General features: G+C 45.7%; 23 protein-coding genes and 1 other RNA gene. 19 read left to right on the forward strand and 5 right to left on the reverse strand.

Annotated features, from left to right (window positions below; translation table 11 throughout):
• The first annotated feature begins 107 nt into the window (after window positions 1-107).
• The 3 genes from HZB61_09000 (at window position 108) to HZB61_09010 (ending at window position 3793) form a co-directional block, all read left to right on the forward strand.
• On the forward strand, window positions 108-1346 hold the full coding sequence (locus HZB61_09000; protein ID MBI5056738.1) for a homocitrate synthase: 1239 nt from the start codon (window positions 108-110) through the stop codon (window positions 1344-1346).
• A 101-nt stretch (window positions 1347-1447) separates the two neighbouring features.
• Window positions 1448-2527 carry an isocitrate/isopropylmalate dehydrogenase family protein gene (locus HZB61_09005; GenBank protein MBI5056739.1) on the forward strand — a complete coding sequence of 360 codons (1080 nt, stop codon included), beginning with the start codon at window positions 1448-1450 and terminating at the stop codon, window positions 2525-2527.
• 3 nt (window positions 2528-2530) lie between these two features.
• The gene (locus tag HZB61_09010; GenBank protein MBI5056740.1) at window positions 2531-3793 is read left to right on the forward strand and encodes an HlyC/CorC family transporter; all 1263 of its coding nucleotides are present in this window, start codon (window positions 2531-2533) and stop codon (window positions 3791-3793) included.
• Window positions 3794-3799: 6 nt separating this feature from the next.
• Here the strand turns inward: HZB61_09010 and HZB61_09015 are convergent, their stop codons facing one another.
• The gene (locus tag HZB61_09015; GenBank protein MBI5056741.1) at window positions 3800-4372 is read right to left on the reverse strand and encodes a cytochrome c3 family protein; all 573 of its coding nucleotides are present in this window, start codon (window positions 4370-4372) and stop codon (window positions 3800-3802) included.
• A 181-nt stretch (window positions 4373-4553) separates the two neighbouring features.
• On the opposite strand from HZB61_09015, the gene HZB61_09020 reads away from it, so the two are divergent.
• On the forward strand, window positions 4554-4793 hold the full coding sequence (locus HZB61_09020) for a phosphohydrolase (protein MBI5056742.1): 240 nt from the start codon (window positions 4554-4556) through the stop codon (window positions 4791-4793).
• Window positions 4794-4804: 11 nt separating this feature from the next.
• Here the strand turns inward: HZB61_09020 and tatC are convergent, their stop codons facing one another.
• Window positions 4805-5587, reverse strand: a complete 783-nt coding sequence (gene tatC / locus HZB61_09025; GenBank protein ID MBI5056743.1) for a twin-arginine translocase subunit TatC — start codon at window positions 5585-5587, stop codon at window positions 4805-4807.
• Window positions 5580-5936 carry a twin-arginine translocase TatA/TatE family subunit gene (locus HZB61_09030; protein MBI5056744.1) on the reverse strand — a complete coding sequence of 119 codons (357 nt, stop codon included), beginning with the start codon at window positions 5934-5936 and terminating at the stop codon, window positions 5580-5582. The genes tatC and HZB61_09030 overlap by 8 nt, the downstream gene beginning before the upstream one ends.
• Before the next feature lie 205 nt (window positions 5937-6141).
• Between HZB61_09030 and HZB61_09035 the strand changes: the two genes are divergently transcribed.
• From HZB61_09035 to HZB61_09055, 5 genes are all read left to right on the forward strand, one after another.
• Complete coding sequence (locus tag HZB61_09035; GenBank protein MBI5056745.1) at window positions 6142-7020, forward strand: 4-hydroxy-tetrahydrodipicolinate synthase; 879 nt, start codon at window positions 6142-6144, stop codon at window positions 7018-7020.
• Between the two features lie 65 nt (window positions 7021-7085).
• A non-coding RNA gene (gene ssrS / locus HZB61_09040) (6S RNA) lies at window positions 7086-7267 on the forward strand.
• Window positions 7268-7548: 281 nt separating this feature from the next.
• Window positions 7549-8814: a replication-associated recombination protein A gene (locus HZB61_09045; GenBank protein ID MBI5056746.1), complete on the forward strand. Its 1266-nt coding sequence runs from the start codon at window positions 7549-7551 to the stop codon at window positions 8812-8814.
• Complete coding sequence (gene rny / locus HZB61_09050; GenBank protein ID MBI5056747.1) at window positions 8814-10367, forward strand: ribonuclease Y; 1554 nt, start codon at window positions 8814-8816, stop codon at window positions 10365-10367. The genes HZB61_09045 and rny overlap by 1 nt, the downstream gene beginning before the upstream one ends.
• 89 nt (window positions 10368-10456) lie before the next feature.
• The gene (locus HZB61_09055; protein MBI5056748.1) at window positions 10457-11239 is read left to right on the forward strand and encodes a TIGR00282 family metallophosphoesterase; all 783 of its coding nucleotides are present in this window, start codon (window positions 10457-10459) and stop codon (window positions 11237-11239) included.
• A 155-nt stretch (window positions 11240-11394) separates the two neighbouring features.
• On the opposite strand, the gene HZB61_09060 is transcribed toward HZB61_09055, so the two are convergent.
• Window positions 11395-11667 (reverse strand): HU family DNA-binding protein, encoded by a 273-nt coding sequence (locus HZB61_09060; protein ID MBI5056749.1) that lies wholly within the window; start codon window positions 11665-11667, stop codon window positions 11395-11397.
• A gap of 219 nt (window positions 11668-11886) precedes the next feature.
• Window positions 11887-12654, reverse strand: a complete 768-nt coding sequence (locus tag HZB61_09065) for a tetratricopeptide repeat protein (protein ID MBI5056750.1) — start codon at window positions 12652-12654, stop codon at window positions 11887-11889.
• A gap of 167 nt (window positions 12655-12821) precedes the next feature.
• Here HZB61_09065 and HZB61_09070 point away from each other — a divergent pair, with 167 nt between their 5' ends.
• The 10 genes from HZB61_09070 to HZB61_09115 all read left to right on the forward strand — a co-directional run bounded on the left by HZB61_09070 (window position 12822) and on the right by HZB61_09115 (window position 20791).
• Window positions 12822-13052, forward strand: coding sequence for a hypothetical protein (locus HZB61_09070; GenBank protein MBI5056751.1), 231 nt, complete (start codon window positions 12822-12824; stop codon window positions 13050-13052).
• 36 nt (window positions 13053-13088) lie between these two features.
• The gene (locus tag HZB61_09075) at window positions 13089-13448 is read left to right on the forward strand and encodes a hypothetical protein (GenBank protein ID MBI5056752.1); all 360 of its coding nucleotides are present in this window, start codon (window positions 13089-13091) and stop codon (window positions 13446-13448) included.
• A gap of 22 nt (window positions 13449-13470) precedes the next feature.
• Complete coding sequence (locus HZB61_09080) at window positions 13471-13773, forward strand: hypothetical protein (GenBank protein ID MBI5056753.1); 303 nt, start codon at window positions 13471-13473, stop codon at window positions 13771-13773.
• A 71-nt stretch (window positions 13774-13844) separates the two neighbouring features.
• Window positions 13845-14405, forward strand: coding sequence for an STAS-like domain-containing protein (locus HZB61_09085; protein MBI5056754.1), 561 nt, complete (start codon window positions 13845-13847; stop codon window positions 14403-14405).
• Window positions 14406-14424: 19 nt separating this feature from the next.
• Window positions 14425-15099: a restriction endonuclease gene (locus HZB61_09090; GenBank protein ID MBI5056755.1), complete on the forward strand. Its 675-nt coding sequence runs from the start codon at window positions 14425-14427 to the stop codon at window positions 15097-15099.
• A 5-nt stretch (window positions 15100-15104) separates the two neighbouring features.
• On the forward strand, window positions 15105-16934 hold the full coding sequence (locus HZB61_09095) for an N-6 DNA methylase (protein MBI5056756.1): 1830 nt from the start codon (window positions 15105-15107) through the stop codon (window positions 16932-16934).
• A 35-nt stretch (window positions 16935-16969) separates the two neighbouring features.
• On the forward strand, window positions 16970-17143 hold the full coding sequence (locus tag HZB61_09100; GenBank protein ID MBI5056757.1) for a hypothetical protein: 174 nt from the start codon (window positions 16970-16972) through the stop codon (window positions 17141-17143).
• Between the two features lie 11 nt (window positions 17144-17154).
• Window positions 17155-18357 carry a hypothetical protein gene (locus tag HZB61_09105; protein MBI5056758.1) on the forward strand — a complete coding sequence of 401 codons (1203 nt, stop codon included), beginning with the start codon at window positions 17155-17157 and terminating at the stop codon, window positions 18355-18357.
• Between the two features lie 23 nt (window positions 18358-18380).
• Complete coding sequence (locus tag HZB61_09110) at window positions 18381-20402, forward strand: hypothetical protein (protein MBI5056759.1); 2022 nt, start codon at window positions 18381-18383, stop codon at window positions 20400-20402.
• The gene (locus tag HZB61_09115; GenBank protein MBI5056760.1) at window positions 20396-20791 is read left to right on the forward strand and encodes a DUF1284 domain-containing protein; all 396 of its coding nucleotides are present in this window, start codon (window positions 20396-20398) and stop codon (window positions 20789-20791) included. Before HZB61_09110 ends, HZB61_09115 begins: the two co-directional genes overlap by 7 nt.
• Window positions 20792-20814: the final 23 nt, after the last annotated feature.

Here is a 20814-nt window from a genome sequence, read left to right on the forward strand (position 1 = left end):
CGTTATTACCACTAAGATTAACATATTCCCTTTTGTATTGCCAATGGTTGGCCTTGCCTCCCCCTCGCAGTTGTAAATGATTGTAAAGTGTGTTTAAATATTCGTCTATGAAAAATATATTCCTGATCGACGTTACAAACAGGGACGGGGTGCAGACTTCGCGTATTTTATTAAGCAAGCTCGCCAAGACAATGCTTAATATTTATCTTGAAGAGATGGGGGTTTTCCAGAGCGAAATCGGTTTCCCCACTTTGAAGCACGAGATGAATTATATAAACGCTAATCTTGAGCTTGCCAAAAAAGGCGTTATTAAAAGGATGCATCTTGAGGGGTGGTGCAGGGCGGTAAAGGAAGACATTGAACTGACCTTCAGGAATTGTCCCGACATCAGGCACTTGAATATTTCAATATCCACCTCCGACATAATGATCCAGGGGAAATTTCAGGGTAGAAAGACCTGGAAGGACATTATGAATTCAACTGTAGAGGCCCTGAAGTCGGCAAAAGCCATGGGAGCTGAGACCGTCGGGGTAAACGCGGAGGACGCCTCGCGGACTGATATAGAGAAACTCATAGAGTTGTCACTCGCGGCCAAGGAGAACGGAGCAAACCGTTTCAGGTACTGCGATACGCTCGGCGCGGACGACCCAATAACAATCTATCAAAGGATAAAGAAGATTGCCGGGGCAACGCAATTCCCCATTGAAATGCATTGTCACAACGACCTCGGAATGGCTGAGGCCGTGTCCGTTGCCGGGGCGCAGGGCGCTGTTGAAAGCGGAGTTGACGCTTACATCAATACGACAATCAACGGCTTCGGGGAAAGGGCGGGCAACTGCGACCTTGTTTCCACGATACTTGCGCTGAAATATTCTCACGGCTTCGCGGCGAAGTTTCATCTTGACGAGCACGTTGACTCAAAGAAATCATGGAAGATAGCGCGCTATGCGTCGTATGCATTCAATATCCCGATCCCGATAAGCCAGGCCGGGGTGGGGGCCAACGCCTTTGCGCATGAATCAGGCATCCACGCTGACGGCGCCCTTAAGGACAGGCGCAACTATGAGCTTTATGATCCTGAGGACGTCGGCAGGGGAGAGCCCGAACTTTCCCAGACAGGCAGAATTATAACAACCGGTGAATACGGCGGGCTCAAGGGCTTCATGCATGTTTATGATCAGCTTGGGATACATTTCCAGAATGACAAAGAGGCAAGACGTATCCTCGAACTCGTGCAGTACGCCAACCTGCATACACAGAAGCCTCTCACTGATGATGAACTGAAGTTCATTGCTGAACATCCCGAGATAGCGGTTAAGATACTGACGGTCACGCCGCAATTTTAAAATTAGTGTCAGTGTCAGTGAGTCGTGTCAGTTCATTCTTGCTGACACTACTCACTGACACTTTGCATTTTAATAAAAATTTAACAGGAGGAATTAGTTAGATGTATAGAATAACTCTCATCCCCGGCGACGGCACAGGGCCGGAGATAACAGAAGCTGTAAGAAGGGTACTTGAAGCCACGGGTGTTTCATTTGAATGGGACATCCAGAATGCCGGTGAGGACGTGTATCACCAGGAAGGGAACCCGCTGCCGGACAGGGTCATTGAATCCATCAAGAGGAGCAAGGTCGCGCTTAAAGGCCCGATAACCACGCCGGTAGGAACAGGATTCAGGAGCGTGAATGTCACGTTAAGGCAGGCTATGGACCTTTACAGTTGCCTCAGGCCGTGCAAATCATATCAGGGAGCAAGGACCAGATACGAAAACATCGACCTTGTCATCGTAAGAGAAAACACCGAAGACCTTTACGCAGGCATCGAGTATCAGAAAGGTTCCGAAGGCGCAAAGGCGATCATTGACCTCGTTAAAAAATTTTCCAGCAAGGACATTCGCCCTGATTCAGGCATAAGCATAAAGCCGATCTCCGTCTTCGGCACTGAGCGCATTGTCCGTTTCGCTTTCGAGTACGCAAGGAAAAACAAGAGGCGCAAAGTGACCTCGGTGCACAAGGCAAATATAATGAAACACTCAGACGGACTGTTCCTTGAAGTCTCAAGAGAGGTTGCCAAAAAATACCCTGACATTGAATTTGAAGACAAAATCATCGATAATATGTGTATGCAGCTTGTGCAAAAACCTGAACTCTACGATGTGCTGGTGCTGCCGAACCTTTATGGCGACATTATTTCAGACCTCGCCGCTGGACTGATCGGAGGGCTCGGGCTCGCTCCCGGCGCGAACCTCGGCAGTGAATATGCCGTTTTCGAGGCGACCCACGGAAGCGCTCCGAAATACAAGGGGCTCAACAAGGTAAATCCCCTTGCAATGATGCTCAGCGGAGTAATGATGCTGAGACACCTTGGAGAAACAGCTGCAGCGGAGAAACTCGACAGCGCCATTGCTTCAGTAATAAAAGAGGGGAAACACGTTACTTATGACATGAAACCTGCCCCTGACGACCCGACTGCTGCGACGACATCAGGTGTCGCCGACGCTATCATCTCAAAAATCACAAAATAAAAAATGGACCCTGAGACGCTCAGTTTTATACTTATAATAATTTGTCTGCTTTTCATTGCCTTACTGTCCAGCTCGGAAGTGGCTTTTATTTCCGTCAACAGGATCAGGCTGCGTCATCTCATTGAAAAAGGAAGCAGTAATGCCGCGATCGTCCAGAAAATCCGCGACCAGCATGACCGCCTTTTCAGCGCCGTAATTCTTTCAGGGAATTTATTCACTGTTCTCGCCACCTCTATAGGCACGGCATTGGCCATAGATTATCTGGGAGAAGATAAGGGCATAATTATAGCGACCGTTGTAATGACCGTTCTGACTGTTGTCTTCGGCGAGCTTACGCCGAAAACCTTTGCCGTTACCTACGCAGAAGGGATCTCCCTCGCGCTTGCAAGGCCCATGGAGATATTCATAAAATTCATCTCGCCTTTTGTGTGGGTCTTCAACAAAATGTCAAACGGGATTATCCGCATGTTCGGAGGCGAGATAAAACCAGCCCCGCAGTTCCTGACGGAAGAAGAGATGAAGTCAATGATAAAACTCGGTGAAGAGGAAGGGGCACTTGAAAAAGAAGAAAAAGAGATGCTGCATAATGTTTTTGCATTCGGAGACAAAAAGGTCACCGAGGCCATGGTCCCGAGGACCGAGGTAGTGGCAGTCCCTGAAGACGCCATCGTAGCTGACGTCCTTTCACTTGTATCGGATGAAGGCTATTCCCGTTATCCCGTTATCATGGAAAACGTGGACAACATTATCGGCGTGTTGTACGTCAAAGACATTTTAAGGAAAATGTCCAGGGAGGAAGTTTCCCCGAATTCCCCGATAAAGAGCTTTATCCGGGACGCATATTATATACCTGAAAGCAAAATGGTCACGTCGCTCCTTGACGAGATGCAGAAGAACAAATTCCAGATCGCCATTGTCCTTGATGAACACGGGGGCACGGCAGGACTGATAACGCTCGAAGACATCATGGAAGAGATCGTGGGCGGGCTCCAGGACGAATTTGAGGCCATAGAGGCGGAGAAGGAAGTTGAGATAGTTGACGAGAGGACCTTTGTGGTATCAGGGTCGACAGGCATAGATGAGATCAACGAGCTTGTCGGCATTGAGCTTGACAGCCAGGAGTATCATACCATCGGCGGTTTATTGTTCGGCCTGTTCGGGCGTCTGCCTAAGATCGGCGAGCAGCTCCGGTATCACGGCCTCAGGTTCCTTATTCTTGAGATGGACGGCAAGAAGATTGAGAAAGTAAAGATAACCAAGCTTTAAATCCGGTCAATAGTTCAAATGACAAGCCAGGCAGATCGCATTTTTCGAGTTATCTACACGCGCTAATTTCGGCAGCTTCGATTTCCCGTGCGGGTCGTGGCATGTTGCGCATTCAGCAACCGCGGTCTCAGGGGTTTCACCGAAGAGGGGAACTTTCCCCTTATCCCCTGAGACATAAAAAAACTTTCCTTCACGAACAATATTGTGATTTATTTTTTTCCGGTCAAAATTCAGAGGTGAGAATTTAATCGGATGGTTTGCCATTTTTACAATGTCGCTTTGAAGCCTGTGAGAGGGGAGTATGGTAACGGTGTCTTTATGACAGGATTCGCAGAGACGCGACTGATCGGGAATGACAAGCGCTGCCGGCTCAAGATCGGGATTGGAGGCCAGGTGGCAAATGCTGCATTTGCTGACGTGCCAGGTGTGAACATCAATGGACCCTGCATTTTTGCTTTGGGGCTGCGGTGTTGATACTCCCTCGACGCGGGTGCTTGACAGCCTGCTGACCTGAGCTGATGAAGTGGAGGAGAAAAACAACAATAACAGGAATAACAAGCCGGGACGGAATTTACTCATTCAAAGTTCCTCCATTTGAACCTTAGACCAACCTTTGTAAAATCATATCATATTTTTTTCCGCACAGGCTATACCACTGTGCTTTGAAGTGTGAATATAAAAATATGTATTGCATTTTTATGACCTGTGTCATATCTTTTAAATTTTTTATGTCATAAAATTAAAACAAAAAGAGGTGCAAATGTTAAAAGACGGCTGTCCCGGAAGCAACGACATAAAGCAACCGAAACCTGAAGACATAAAATGTCGTCACTGCGGCAAGGAAATAGAAATATGGAGTGACGAGACCGAGGCCAGGTGCAAGCACTGCGGGAAGATGAACTTGCGCGCAATCGGCCCGACGTGTCTTGACTGGTGCGCGTTTGCAAAAGAGTGCGTAGGCGAGGCGAAGTATAAGAGACTGAAGGCAGGAATTAATTAACCGCTTTCCCTCTACGCGCCTTCTTCAGCGGATTTCTTCTTCCTGTTAAGAATTTTTGACGCCAATAACCCGGCTTCATACAATATCAGCATCGGCACTGCCATGAGAATCTGGTTGAATGCGTCCGGCGTAGGCGTTAATATGCCGGCGACGATAAATACGATCAGCACGGCATACTTCCTGTTCTTTGCAAGAAAATCCGTTGTCACAATTCCCATCCTTGTCAGGAACACTATAATAACGGGCATTTCAAAAACAGCCCCGAATGCCAGGATAAATTTCAGGCAGAAGTCTATATATTTTTCCGCTGATATCATCGGTTTGATATTCTGCGTTTTGTAATTAAGCAGGAAGTCGATTGCAAAGGGCAGGATGATACCAAAACAAAACAGTGCGCCTATCAGAAAGAGAAACGTCGTTGTGAAGATAAACGGTATGGCGTATTTTTTTTCTTTCGGCAGCAGCCCGGGGGCGATGAATTTCCAGATCTCCCAGAAAATAACAGGCGAGCTGATTATGCACGCGCTTATGAAAGCGATCTTCATGTGCATCCAGAAGGCCTCCGCTGGTGCGAGGAATACAAGATTCAGGTCCGGATTTTGTGAAGGGATGTAGGAGATATAGGGGTCCTTCAATGAAAAAGCTATGGTGCTGCGCATCGGCGCGGTCAACATCCCGAAGATAAATTCGGAGTAGTAAAAACAAATCCCGAAGGCAATGCCTACTGTTGCCAGCGTTATGACGATCCTGTTTCTTAATTCGACAAGGTGTTCTGTAAGCGGCGCTTTATCCATCTTTCCCTGGTTCTGTTTTTTCCTTTTTCTCCTCAACAGGTGCAGCGCCTGCGTTATCTACAGCCGGGTTTCCGGGTTTTTTATTTTCAACCACCTCGGTTATTTTGTTAATCTCAGGCTCAATCGATTTGTAGATGGAGTCTGCCAAATCGGTTTTTATGTCTTTTATTTCCTTTGCTACGTTCAATTCAGACTCATCTATGGAATTCTTCAGATTGTTTATAGCAGCTTTGAGCTCTCTTATCCCTTTGCCGAGCGTCCTGCCAAGCTCCGGCAGTCTCTTGGGGCCGAAGACCAGAAAGGCCACAATGAAGATCACGATCAGTTCCTGTGCTCCGAGGTCAAACATTAATTGAACAATATCAGAAAAACTCGCCGGGTGTCAATTTGCATATTTATAAAATTTTATTTGTGCGGCTTTAACCGCAACGATTGTATAATCTGAGCAATAATCTTATAATTTGTGTTATTAATTTTGGCTGGAAGATTGCCAAAAATCTAACAGCCTGTAATAATGACGGGCAAAAAGATTAACGATAAATAGAGGAGGATATATGTTTAAGGGTTCGATAGTTGCAATAGTGACGCCGTTTAAAAACGGAAAGGTTGATGAAAAAGCTCTGGGCGAGCTGATTGAATGGCACATTAAGGAAGGCACCAACGCCATTGTGCCGTGCGGGACAACAGGTGAGTCGGCCACACTCGATTATGAAGAACATTACAGGGTCATTGAGATAACCGTAAAAGCCGTCAATAAGCGGATACCTGTCATTGCAGGGACAGGCGCAAACGCAACGGATGAAACCATCATGATCACGAAGAAGGCAAAAGACCTGGGCGCTGACGGCGCGCTACTTGTATCTCCGTATTACAATAAACCCACACAGGAAGGCCTGTACCTGCATTACAAAGCCGTTGCTGAGGCAGTCGATATTCCCATGCTTCTTTATAATGTACCCGGACGCACAGCGGTGAACATGCTTCCGCAGACAGTCGCAAGGCTTGCCGGGGTGAAAAACATTGTTGGTATTAAGGAAGCCACAGGCGATATGAGACAGGCGAGCGATATTATAAGGCTTTGCGGGGACAGGTTCGACGTAATTTCGGGCGACGACTTTACAACTTTCACAATGCTGGCGCTTGGCGGAAAAGGGGTCATCTCTGTTTCAGCCAATGTCGCCCCGCGAGATGTCTCTGCGATGATAGCGGCCTGGGAGGCAGGCAATATTAATGAAGCAAGAAGGCTGCACTTCAAGCTTGAGCCTTTAAACCAGGCGATGTTTATAGAAACCAATCCTATCCCGGCAAAGACAGCCCTGAGCATGATGGGCAAGATCCAGGAGGAGTTCAGGCTGCCACTCTGTCCGATGAGCAGTGACAATAAAGAAAAACTCAGGAATGTTCTTGTAAATTACGGTGTTGTATCCAAATAGGTTTTATTTGATGAAATATTTCTTGATAAATTGGTGACTTTTCTGTTATAAAAAGTAAAAAGGAGATGCACCTGCCTTGTTTGTGAAGAAGGAGAAAAACTTGTTCCGACATTTAGATATTTTTGGGAACCGGCGTAAAGCAAGTGTTGTGCGCCCGGATAGGGATTTGCCTGATCTTGCTTTCAAGGTACCCACCTGTGTAAACAGGGATTCAAGTTTTTTTCCTACACGGCAAGGTGGGTCTCTTTATTTCGCAGTTGCGGTGGAAAATTCAGCTAACAGCTTTTGACAGTCAGGGTTTCTGGTATGGATAATTATAAAGATATCGCTAAAATTTCAAGACCTCGTAAAAATTATTTTAGATTTCTTTTGCTTTTGAAGATACATCAGCGGAATGATTTTAACGGGGCTGATAATAAGATAGATTTGAATTCTCCTGTAATTTAATCCAGTCAAAGCCTTTCTGTCCGAAGTCCTGTCTTTTTCCCCTCACTGCATTACGGAGGTTGGGGAGGAACTCCCCATACAATGGAGCTTTTAAGAACGGCAAAAAAGGCCCCACTCGCATGGAGGATGCAGCCGCAAAGTCTCGACGAATTCGTCGGCCAGGCGCATATACTCGGACAGGGGAAGCCCCTCAGGGAAGCCATCGAGAGGGACTCGATATCTTCACTGATCTTATATGGTCCGCCCGGGACCGGCAAGACCGCGCTGGCACATATCATTGCCAAAAAGACCCACGCTCATTTCATATCCCTCAACGCTGTTACATCCGGGATCGCCGACATTAAGGAGGCATTGAAAGAGGCGAGGGGCGTGGACAGGGCCATACTTTTTATAGACGAGATCCATAGGTTTAATAAAGTTCAGCAGGACGCTTTACTGCCCGATGTGGAAAACGGCATTGTGACACTTATAGGGGCGTCAACTCAGAACCCTTTTTTCTCAATAATCCCGGCGCTGTCATCAAGGTCCATGATCTTCCAGTTTTTCCCTTTGAAAGAGGCGGAAATAAAAGTCATGTTACAGCGCGCCCTGCAAGACCGGGAAAAGGGGATTGGCGAGCTGGAGATAAAACTGGAGCCGGATGCCGCGGATTTCATAGCAACAATGTGTGAAGGCGATGCGAGAAGGGCCTTGAACATACTTGAGATGGGCGCCTTTATCATCAAAAGCACAAACCGCCCTTCTTTCGATATTAAGCTGGCAAAAGAGGTTTTGCAGAATAAGACGTTATACTACAGCGAAGATGAGCATTACGACACTATATCGGCTTTTATAAAAAGTATGAGGGGCAGTGACCCAGACGCGGTTTTATACTGGCTGGCAAAGATGATAGAGGCAGGGGAAGACCCGCTTTACATCGCCCGCAGGATCGTAATCTGCGCGTCGGAGGATGTGGGCAATGCAGACCCCAGGGCGCTTGAAATAGCGGTCGCCGCTTTTCAGGCTGTCGAGTCGATCGGCATGCCTGAGGGACGCATCCCGTTGGCCCAGGCGGCGATCTATATCGCGCTGGCCCCAAAGAGCAATTCATCTTACAAAGGGATAGACAACGCCCTGACATATGTCAGGGAAGAAAGACTTTCGCCTGTGCCGTCATACCTGAAAAGCGCAAACTATAAAGGCGCGTCACGCCTCGGCGCAGGAACAGGATACAAATATCCGCATGATTATAAAGGTCATCATGTGGACCAACAATATATGACCAACAATAAAAATTTCTTTTTCCCGTCAGACCAGGGATACGAGAAGATATTCAAGAAGAGACTAAGTAAAAGGAGGAGCAGATAATGATTAACATCGTGGTTATTGCCGCAGGTCTTATCGTAGGTTTTGTGCTGTCGTTCATATACTTCAAAATTAGCACAAGCAAGAAGTCAAAAGAGTTGGAAGAAAGGGCGCAGAGACTTTTGCATGAAGCTGAAAAAGAGGCCGCCAACCTGAAAAAAGAGGCACAGCTTGAGGCCGCTGATACGGGTCTCCGTTTAAAGGCAGAGGCTGAAAAAGAGCTGAAAGAAAGGCGCTCGGAACTTAACCTTTTCGAAAAGAGGGTCCGCCAGAGAGAAGAGATGTTCGACAGGAAATTAGAGCAGCTTGACAGGAAGGAAACCTTCTTCAGCAAGAAGGAAAGGGAGTTCAACAACAGGGAAAAGGGGCTGCTGGAGAAAGAGCAGAACGCTGAAGCCCTTTTGAAAAAACAGAACGAGGTGCTGGCCCAGGTTGCAACCCTTTCAGTTGAGGACGCAAAAAATGAGCTTATGCACAGGATCGAAGAAGAGTCGAGATATGAGGCGGCAAAGATAGCAAAACGCATTGAAGATGAAGCAATTGAGTGCGCCGACAGAAAGTCCAAGGAGATCATGAGCATCGCCATTCAGCGGTATGCGAACGAGTACGTCGCCGACTACACTATCTCAACTGTCAGCCTTCCAAATGACGAGATGAAGGGAAGGATAATCGGCAGAGAGGGCAGGAACATCAGGACGCTTGAAGCCGCAACAGGAGTTGAATTCATAGTAGACGATACCCCCGAAACGGTTTTACTGTCCTGTTTTGACCCTGTAAGAAGAGAGATCGGAAGGATCTCACTTGAGCGTCTCATCGCCGACGGCAGGATACATCCCACAAGGATTGAAGAGATCGTAGAGAAAGTCAGGAAGGAGATTGACGCGTTAATAAAAGAAGAAGGCGAGAAGGCGATCTTTGACCTGGGCCTTCACGGCATTCATCCTGAACTTGTAAGGCTGATCGGAAGGTTGAGATACAGGACCTCATACGGTCAGAACGTTCTTCAGCATTCCAGAGAGGTTGCGTCCCTTGCAAGCATGATGGCCGGAGAGCTCAAGGTGGATTCAAAACTTGCAAAAAGGGCCGGGATACTCCATGACATAGGAAAGGCCGTGGACAGTGAAGTTGAAGGCACGCATCAGGGAATTGGCGCTGATCTGGCGAGAAAGTACGGAGAGAACGCCAAGGTTGTTAACGCCATTGCCGTTCATCACGGGGAAGGCGACCCTGCAACTGTAGAGGCCTCACTTGTTGCTGCTGCAGATGCCCTTTCCGCTGCGAGACCCGGGGCGAGAAAAGAAACTCTGACGGATTATATAAAACGTGTTGAGAAGCTTGAAGAGATAGCGACTTCAGTTGAAGGCGTAAACAGGTCCTATGCGATACAGGCAGGAAGGGAAGTGCGGATCATCGTGAAACCTGAAGAGGTGAACGATGAACTGTGCGCTCAGATATCAAGGACCCTGGCCAAGAAGATTGAAGGCGAGCTTACTTATCCTGGACAGATCAAGGTCACGGTGATCAGGGAATCAAGATTCGTGGAATACGCGAAATAAATAAGAATAATGGGACAAAGGCACAACGGCCCGGATTTGTTTGCTCTTTGTGCCTTTGCATCTTTGTGCCTTTGCGCCTGCTAATTATTATGAAAATATTATTCATCGGAGACATTGTCGGAAAGCCGGGAAGGAACGCCGTCAAGGAGGGGCTTCCCGACCTTATCAATAAACTAAAGATAGACTTTGTTATTGCAAATGGGGAGAATGCAGCCGGCGGTTTCGGAATAACTCAGGAGACCGGGGAAGAGATACTCGCCCTAGGCGTTCACGTGCTTACTTCCGGGAACCATATATGGGACAAGAAAGACGCGCTCTCATATATTACAAAGGAAAACCGGCTGCTGAGGCCCGCCAATTATCCATCAGACGTTCCGGGATTCGGAAGCATAATCATGAACACCGCTGCCGGTGAGAAGATCGCAGTTTTAAATCTTTCCGGCAGGGTCTTTATGAACCAGCTTGATTGCCCTTTTCAGGTAGCGCGGAGAGAGCTGTCCGAGATTAAAAAACAGGCCAAAGTCATCATCGTTGATTTCCACGCGGAAGCAACATCGGAAAAATCCGCGATGGGCCATTTCCTTGACGGAGAGGTAAGCGCCGTTATCGGCACTCATACTCACGTTCAAACTGCGGATGAGAAGATCCTGCCAAAAGGCACAGCGTTCATCACGGACGTTGGAATGACGGGACCCGCGGACTCCGTCATCGGAGTGAAGAAGGAACAGATAATACAGAAGTTCCTCACGCAAATACCTGTCCGTTTTGAAACCGCAAAGGGCGAATCAGTGCTTTCCTGCGTTGCATTGGAGATCAATTCAAGGACAGGAATGGCGACATCCATCCAGAGACTGCATCTGACCTTCGCTTAATTCAGAAGAACCACAGAGGACACAGAGAATTTTAATTGAAGACATATTTTCTGGATGCCCGATTAAAAATTTCGGGCATGACGAATATTGAAACTAACCAAAAATGCAAACAAGGAGTTCCGCTGTTGACTGGAACTCCTTGTGCTTTGAAGTAATTATTTTATTGCTTGTTTGAGAGCTTTTCCGGCAGAAAATCTTGGGACTTTTGCAGCAGGTATTTTTATTTCCGCTCCTGTTCTCGGATTGCGGCCTTTCCTGGCTTTTCTTTTTGAAACAGAGAAGGTCCCAAATCCGACGAGGGTCACTTTCCCGCCTTTCTTAAGCGTTTTTGTAACTCCGTCAATCAGGGAATCAAGCGCCTTTGCAGCGGCGGCCTTTGATATCCCGGCCCCGTTTGCAACCGAATCAATCAGTTCAGCTTTAGTCATGTATTCCTCCTTTCATAAAAAAATTGATGTTCAAAAAAACATCAATGATGAAAGATACCAAAGGCATAAATGTTTGTCAATACATTTCGACTAATAAAAAAATTAATCTTTATGAATGAAAACATCGCCGTCTTCATTCATGAAATGTTTGCGGGACCCATTATTGCGGACTGTAAAATATTTATTTGCTTTGATGAAGTGAGAAGCGGGTCCGGGAAACTATTTCAGGAGCTCGACATACTCCAAGGCTTCCCTGCTTCTTTTGATATCTTTGTCCTTCTCCGCCACTATCCTGAAATGCTCCAGCGCCCTGCCTCTTTCCCCTGACCTGAGAAATGATCTGGCAAGTTCCCAGTGGGCGTCCATATAATCAGGCATGATGCCTATCGCCTTTGAGAATTCATCAATAGCGGAACGGTCATCCCCGAGTTTCACATAGACAAGACCGAGGTTAAAGTTTGCCACCGGGAAGACCGGGTTTCTGATGAGCGCCTCCCTGAGGACTTTAGCGGCGCTGTCATAGTCGCCTTTTTTGTAATACGCGTACCCCATGCTTGCATACGCCTTTTCAGGCGTGAGATATACGGGATTGGTCAATGCGGCCTTGAAGCTTTTGACTGCCTCATCCCAGTTGCCCATGTCCAGATATACCAGCCCGAGATTGTTCATGGCATCGGAATAATTAGGATCCAGAGATATCGCTTGTTTGTAGTAGTCAACTGCTTCATCATATTTATTAAAGCGCGAGCTTATGTATCCGAGATAGTTATAAGTTTCCTTGTTTTTCGGGTCCAGCTTGAGCGCCTTCTGGAATTCTATAAACGCTTCATTAAGCTGGCCGTTGCTTAAATAAACATATCCGAGCTTGTTGTGCCCCTCTGCCTCCTTCATGTCTTCAGGGTTCGTCATGGTAGCGCACGAGGCAAGAAACAGCGCGAAGAGTAAAGAGCAGAGAACAGAATTTATGGAGACGTATGATTTTGACATAAGTGTGCAATCCTCCCGGCAAAGTGTAACGACAGGCTAAACTTAACAGAAACATGTAAAGAATTCAAGGAGAGAGTGTATTGTGCAAGACCATTTTTTGCTTGACAAATCATTGCCGTTATGATTCAATTGATTCAATTGAATCATCCCAATGGAGGACATAAGTAATGAATGAACTGAGCAACAAAGTGTTGAGCGCCTACGTCAGGGGTATTTACAGTAAATATGAAGAAAGATGTTCCATCGACCCCCAGCAGCTTCAGAAGATTATGTCCGAACACGGGATCAATTACGTGGACCACAGCTGCTGCGACGGCTTCTGCCCGGATTGCGAACAGATCCTCAGTTGCGAGGCCTATGAAGAGTTAAAAGGCGAGTGGGAGGGGTTTTATACGTAGGAATACTCAACCATAATCAGCAGAGGTGGACTTTTTATGTTTGAACATCATAAAAAACCGTTAATCAGCCGGGCGGAATTTATCCGCAGACAGATAATGTATGCCGGGTTTTCGATGATAGTGCTGGCCTTCTCGATCGGCCTGGGTATGGCTGGTTATCATGTCTGGGGCGGGCTTGCGTGGATGGATTCCTTCCTGAACGCGTCAATGATATTGACCGGGATGGGGCCCGTTGATCACCTGAACACTGACAGCGGAAAATTGTTCGCCGCTCTTTACGCGCTGTTCAGCGGCATATCGTTCCTTACATTTGTGGCAGTGCTTTTCGCGCCGGTATATCACCGGTTTTTGCATAAACTGCATCTCGATATTGAAGAGGACATAGAGGCCGGATAGATGTTGCGGGAAAGTTGATTGAATGGACAAGCTCATCGGCATAGGGTTTTACCGGAAGGAGCAATGGCCCCTTTTGCTTGAAAGCGCCGATGACATCGACGCGATGGTAAAAGTGTACGACGAGTGGATGAAGGGGATCCAGAGGCTGATTGAAAATATAAGGATGGAGGGGATCGAGCCCGTTACTGTGGAAATAGATATAAATGAACTATTGGAATATTGCAGGGAACATAATCTGAAAAACAACGGTGAGACGCGATCACAGTTTGTAGCGGAATTATTGAGAAGCGGGAGATGTGAAAAAACCGGGCATTGTTCTTTATAAAGCGCCCGGCGGAAATATCCGCAGTCCTTATTCTGCCATTTGCTTCGCCTGGTATTACGGTTAGAAAAAGTATGCAGACCTACAACATTTACAAGCTCCTGAAAGAAGAACTCAAGAACGGCTCATCCGACCTTGTCACGAGGACATCGGGGCAGGCCATACGCCGGAGGATCGAGCGGGACATCGAAAATGAAAAAGACGGCGAGGTCATCGCCCTCGATTTCTCGAAGATCGGGATAATTGATTACTCCTGCGCGGATGAAATAATCGCAAAGCTCATCACACGTTTGCTCGGTAACGAATACGGCGATAAATATGTCCTCCTCACCGGTCTCAGCGACAACCAGAAGGAGAATATTGAAGTCGCCCTTGAGAGGAAGGACCTGGCTGTGGCGGCTGAAATGAGAGACGGGGAAAGGGTCCTGCTTGGAAACCTCCACAATTACCTCCAGGACACACTCGACGCGATCCGAAAAAAGGGGAAGCTGACCGCAAAGGAACTCTCCGAAATGAAAAATATCGAGGCCAACACAAGCGGCACTCGCCTGCTGAACCTCCACAAGAAAAGACTGGTCAGAAAGGTCGACGAGATCAAAAACGGCGCAAGGGTGTGGGTGTATGAGAGGCTGTGAGGGGAAAGGAAATATTTAAATGAAACTTAAACTGACGATTGATATTTTGATTAAAGAAGCAAAAGCGTTTTGCGAGGTTGAATCAACATTTGGTAACCGCGATTTATTCGGGATAACTGACGGCAAGGCTGTAGGCACTTTTATAGAGCACAAGTTTCACAATTATCTTTTATTGAAATATAAATATCCGGTTGGTTCTTCCGCAAACGGCATTGACATGCCTTCTGAAGATATAAATACAGACATTAAAGTCACCTCTTTTAAACAGCCTCAATCATCATGCCCCTTCAAAAATGCAAGGCAAAAGATATATGGACTCGGCTACAATCTACTAATATTTGTTTATGAGAAGAATGATGACCCGAAAAAGAAAGTAGCAAGATTAAACTTTGTAAGCTGCTCGTTTATCCATAAAAACCGCACTGCTGATTATCAACTAACACGCACTATCCGCCAAATGCTTGAGAATGATGCTAATGCAGAAGATATAACTGCGTATCTGACAGACCGTAATTTGCCGGCTGATGAAATTACCATGAATAAATTGGCACAGGAAATATTAGCTAACCCGCCTGAGCAAGGGTACTTGACTATATCAAACGCGCTACAGTGGCGGTTACAGTACGGAAGGGTCGTAGATTTAAATGAGAATGTTCAGGGGATAGTTAAAATAGTCAGCAAAGCAGGGAGTTGATAAAGATGCAGTCGGCGATAAGACATCTACATCCTGAAACGGTCCAATACCTTAAAGCAAGGTTGGGCGATATATCGGATTTTAATATTGCTAATAAATTATTAGTCGATATTTCAGGCATTGATATGTTTTTCAGAAATCAAGTGGACTTTCTTACAACGATGGAACTCCTTAAGCCGTGCTTTGCAGTTTCTGAGGAGACTGATAGACGTGAATATGGAGATTTTCAGACACCGCTTGAATTGGCAGACTCAATATGTTCGCATCTGGCTATGGAAAATATATCGCCGGATGTAATAATTGAACCCACTTTCGGCAAAGGCTCGTTCCTGCTTTCAGCCGTCAAGTTTTTTGGCGAAGTAAAAGAAATCTACGGGGTCGAAATCCACGAGCCATACTATTGGCAGACTAAATTCAGCATCCTTGAATATTTTATAAACAACCGGAAACAGAACAAGCCAAAGATATTTCTCTACCACAATAATGTTTTTCAATTTGATTTTGGCACGCTTGAAAAATCCATCGGCAGGCATAATGTTTTGATATTAGGCAATCCGCCGTGGGTGACTAATTCCGAATTGGGAAGCCTGGATGCGCACAATCTTCCCGGCAAAAGCAATTTCAAAGCGCTCAATGGACTTGACGCTATCACCGGCAAGGGGAATTTCGATATCTGTGAATACATCATCCTGATGATGATCAAGTTGTTTTCAAAGTATAACGGACATATGGCGATGCTGACAAAGAATGCTGTGATTAAAAACCTGATCTACGATTTGCCGAAGATGCACTACAACATTCACAATTCATCTGCCCTGAGAATTAATGCCAAAGAACACTTTGACGCAGCTGTAGAGGCCTCGTTATTCAAATGCAGCTTTGGCAGGGATGATAACCAATCCGCTTTTTTGTGCAAGGTCTCAATGCTTGCCTCTCCAAATGTTGTTGAAAATACATTCGGGTGGGTCAGGGACAAATTCGTTTCCGATATGAATTCTTACGGAGCGTATAAAAAATATGACGGCGTTTCTCGATACATATGGAGGCAGGGGATAAAACACGACTGCTCAAAGATCATGGAGCTTGACGCGCTGCAAAATAATAAATATCGCAACGGCTTAGGACAGGAAGCGGATATCGAAGATGAACTGATATACGGATTGATTAAAAGCTCGGATTTGAATTCCCCGGTAATAACGCAGCTCAGGAAATATGTAATCGTAACGCAGCGAATGATCGGCGAAAGCACAGCGGCTATAGAATATAAGTCCCCGAAGCTTTATCAATACTTGCTACAGAACAAACATTTATTTGACCAGAGGAAATCAAGCATTTATAAAAACAAGCCGCTGTTTTCAATATTTGGAGTGGGAGAGTATTCTTTTAAACCATATAAAGTTGCGATCTCCGGTCTTTATAAACGCTCATCATTTTCGCTGATATTGCCTGTGAACGGCAAGCCTCTTATGCTGGATGATACATGCTATCATCTGGGCTTTGACAACATCACAGAAGCTGTTTTTGTTTGGGCTGTTTTGAACAGCGCACATGTTCAGGAACTGCTTGCTTCAATAACTTTCCTGGATGCCAAACGACCGTATACAAAAGATGTCTTAATGAGACTCGATATCAATCAGGTTGCTTGTGACATGACTTATGAAGAAATCGCTGCGCGGATTGAGTCATTAGACAAGACAATGTTAGTTAATGTTAATGAAGACAAATGGATTACCTTTCGTGAACAGTTTGCTGATGTAAAAGACAAAGAAGGAAATCAGCCGTCTTTGTTTGCATGTCAGGTTTTAATTCCCTTGCCCCTTGCGGGAGAGGGTTAGGGTGAGATTTTTTAATGATTCAAAAAGGAGGTTTTATGGCAACGAACAAACCATATGGAGACAATCACAGACAAGGCGCAATAAGAGACCGTTCACAGGTTCACAATCCTCACAATGACCGATGGGTGAAGAGAGATACCGATACCGGAAGATTCATTGACCAAAAGGCGGATAAGGGAACGTTTAAAGGGGTGAGGAAGGAAAGGTAGAAAAAAGAGCAATGGCAAAACCTCGTACAACATCATTTACTGAAGAATTTGAACCAATATTAATCAGTGCATGGAATCGGTATGCTGACAGAATTGACAAAAAATTGCTTGAAAAAACAAGAGCAGCAATTACCAATATTAGAAGAGTATATCGGTTTAAAGAAAAATATCCATCAAGCATCAACTTTCGGCAGCCTAAATATAGGGCAGGATATCTTGCCGCATTTGGTCAACGACATGCTTATCTTCCATATTGGCATTTAAAAAAAATAAGAGAATACAATAGAGACTATATTCCTAAACCAAAATCTGGCAATCTTACTATTACATCAATTGGTGCTGGAGCATCAATTGAAATTTACGGTCTTTGTTTGTTTTATAACGAGGAAAGACAAGACTTGAGACGATTACAATTAAACCTTATTGAAAAAATAGATGAATGGGGTCCAACCCGTAATATAGTTTTTGGAAAATTATTGAACGACAAATTTCCCAAAATAAATATAAAACAAAATCATATTAACGCAGATATTACACAAAACGATTGTGTGAAAAAATTTGCAGAATATCATGATGCTTTGATCTCCACCGATATTGTACTCATCTACAATGTATTGAATGAAATCGACACTAAATATGCATCAAGTGTCTACCGTAACATTCAATATATTCTTCGACAAGCTAACGATTCGATCTTAATCTTATTAATGGAGCCAAATGCTAAAAAAGCTCAACCAAGAGTAAAGTGGCTTTTAGAACGATTTGTGGAATCAACAGAAATTGTTTTATCGAATAATGATGAAGACATAGTTTTCACAGAAGAACCGATATGTATTACTCTTGAGGAGACCAGTGAAGGACTAAATGATAGGCTTTTTAATCAACCCGGACCTCATTTTGAGAATTCTTTAAAAAGAACGCATATGGCATGTTTTGTTAAGCCTTGGTCTCCGATTCCATATGAAAAGGTACAAGAACAACTTGAAAAATATCAGATAAGACGAGCGAAAGGGAAATTTGTAACAACAGCAAAAGGTATAGATAATGAACAACAGAATTTTTTAAATACGTGCAATGGAATTAAAATTTCATTAACAGAGAGTCAATCAGAGGATGAAGGAAGTGAAACTCTGGATTCCCGTTTTCACGGGAATGACGGAAAGATTCCGGACATTCATCCTTCGCAGTGCTGCGGAGAACGGAAGCCGGAATGACAGTTGAATAGATGGAGATATAATTGGACGCATTAAAGAACGCTTTTAAAATCCTAAAGAAAGAATTCCCGCACTACGAGGACCGGCCGCAGCAGAGGGAGATGGCGGAGGCGGTGTATTCCTGTCTTCAGAACAATAAGAGGCTGCTTGTGGAGGCCGGAACTGGGGTCGGGAAATCTTTTGCTTATCTCATTCCGGCGATATTGTCGAATGAAAAGACGATTGTCTCTACAGCTTCAATCGCGCTTCAGGACCAGCTCATAAACAAGGACCTGTCCTTTCTTCAGAGGGCAATGCCGCAGAGGTTTTCCTTTGCCATGCTCAAGGGCAAGAACAATTACCTCTGCCTGAAACGCGAGAGGGAATTTTCTGAGATGACTGAATCATTCATCAGGTTCCGGGAGTGGGCGGCTGAGACTGAGACGGGCGACAAGGATGAGCTTTCATTCATCCCTGATTTCTGGTCGAGGGTCTGCGGCGATTCAAACGACTGCGGAGTCACGCAATGCCCTTTTTACAGTGAGTGTTTTTATTACGCGCATTTCAGGGACTTGTTCAGGAAGGACATCATCGTAGTCAATCATCACCTTCTTATGTACGATCTCCTGTCGGGATTCAACATGCTTCCCTTTCATAAACAGTTGATCATTGACGAGGCGCACCAGATAGAAAACGTTGTCTCGCACGTCTTCGGCAGTGTCCTGAATTATTCGCATGTGATATGGCTCCTCTATCGTCTGAGAGGATTGAAGATAGCGGTTGACCAGCTTTTTCAGCAGGTGGATTCATTTTTTAACACCCCCCTGAATCCCCCCTTACTAAGGGGGAAAGTAAAGAGTGCTGCGTCTTTTTCAAAGGGGAATGAAAAAATTCCTGACGCGGTTGTCGAAGGATTGAAAAAGCTGAAAGAGCAGCTTGCGCTTGATAAGGTGCTTCACAGGTTGAATCTCTACAAGGACTCGGCTGAGAGCGAGGAGCTGAGGGACCGGGCGGAAACGACAATGCTATATGTGAGGTCTCTTGAAATCACGATAGATGATTTTATCGCGCGGGAGGATGAAGGCAAGGTTTATTACATGACGGTCAATAAAAAAACGCTGGAGCTGAAGAGCAATCTTGTCGAGTCGAAGAAGCCGTTTTGCGACATGCTGAACGGTTATGAAAGCGTGGCAATGACATCCGCCACCCTGACGACAGCGGGAGAATTCAACTATATCAAAGAGAGGCTCGGAATAGTTTGTCACCCTGGACCTTGCCCTGAACTTGTTTCACGGGTTGATTCAGGGTCTAAAGAAGAGATGCCGAAACAAGTTCGGCATGACAGTTCAGATGTAGACTTCAAAGAGATGGTGATCGGGTCGCCTTTTGATTACAAGACGCAGGCGCTCCTTTACCTTGATAAGAAACTGCCGACTCCTGACAGGGAGAACAGTCAGCTTTTTCAGACGGAGAGTCTCAGGGTAATCGAGGGGCTTATCAATGCGTCAAAGGGCAGGGCGCTGGTGCTATTTACTTCATACAGCCACCTGCGGTTTGTGTCTGAAAATATAAAAACAGAGTATCCATTCAAGTCCCAGGGCGACATGCCGCCTGCGAGATTGATCGATTGGTTCAAAGCCACTCCTGATTCAGTCCTCCTTGCGACCGCTACATTCTGGCAGGGGATCGATATCAAGGGCGAAGACCTGAGCCTCGTAGTGATTGTTAAAATGCCTTTTGGCTCTCCGGGAGACCCTGTGTACGATGAAAGGTGCAAGAGGCTGGGTTCCCGCTGGTTCAATGACCTCACGCTTCCGTCAGCCATACTTCAATTGCGGCAGGGTTTCGGGCGTCTCATAAGAAGCTCTGACGAGCGCGGCGTGGTTGCCATTCTTGACGGACGGCTTGTCAGGAGCTCATACGGCAGGAACATTATATCTTCCCTGCCGGAGATGGATGTTGTTCACGACATTGAGGACGTGAAGATGTTTTTTGGTTCTGATGTAAGGGCGGGTTTGAAACCCGCCCATGCAAAGCGGGTTAAAGGAATAAAGAGCAAATGTTAAAACTCAGGGGACACCATCTGATCTGTCTTCACTTCTTTAACGGAGAAGGTTATGACGCCGCCTTTGTTGAAAATCTCAAAGACGTCTTAAGCAGAACACAGAAGGAAGATGTCGAGGTTTGCGAAGGAGCGGATGAGGTTTGCGCAAAATGTCCTTATCTCAAAGGTGATAAATGCGAGTATGACGCGCAAGCGGACAACGAAATAAAAGAGATGGACGAGAAGGCTTTGATGTATCTCAAAGTGAGGCCGGGTGCAAAAATTAAATGGCAGGAGATAAGGGAAGCGGTCCCCGGATTATTTCCTCAATGGTTTAGCGAATATTGTTTAGAGTGTGACTGGAAAAAGGTGTGCGTGAAAAATCAGGATTATCGAAAACTGAGAGCTTAAAAGCTTAAAGCTGATAGCTATTG

The sequence above is a fragment of the Nitrospirota bacterium genome (assembly GCA_016214845.1).
Lineage (GTDB): Bacteria > Nitrospirota > Thermodesulfovibrionia > UBA6902 > UBA6902 > SURF-23.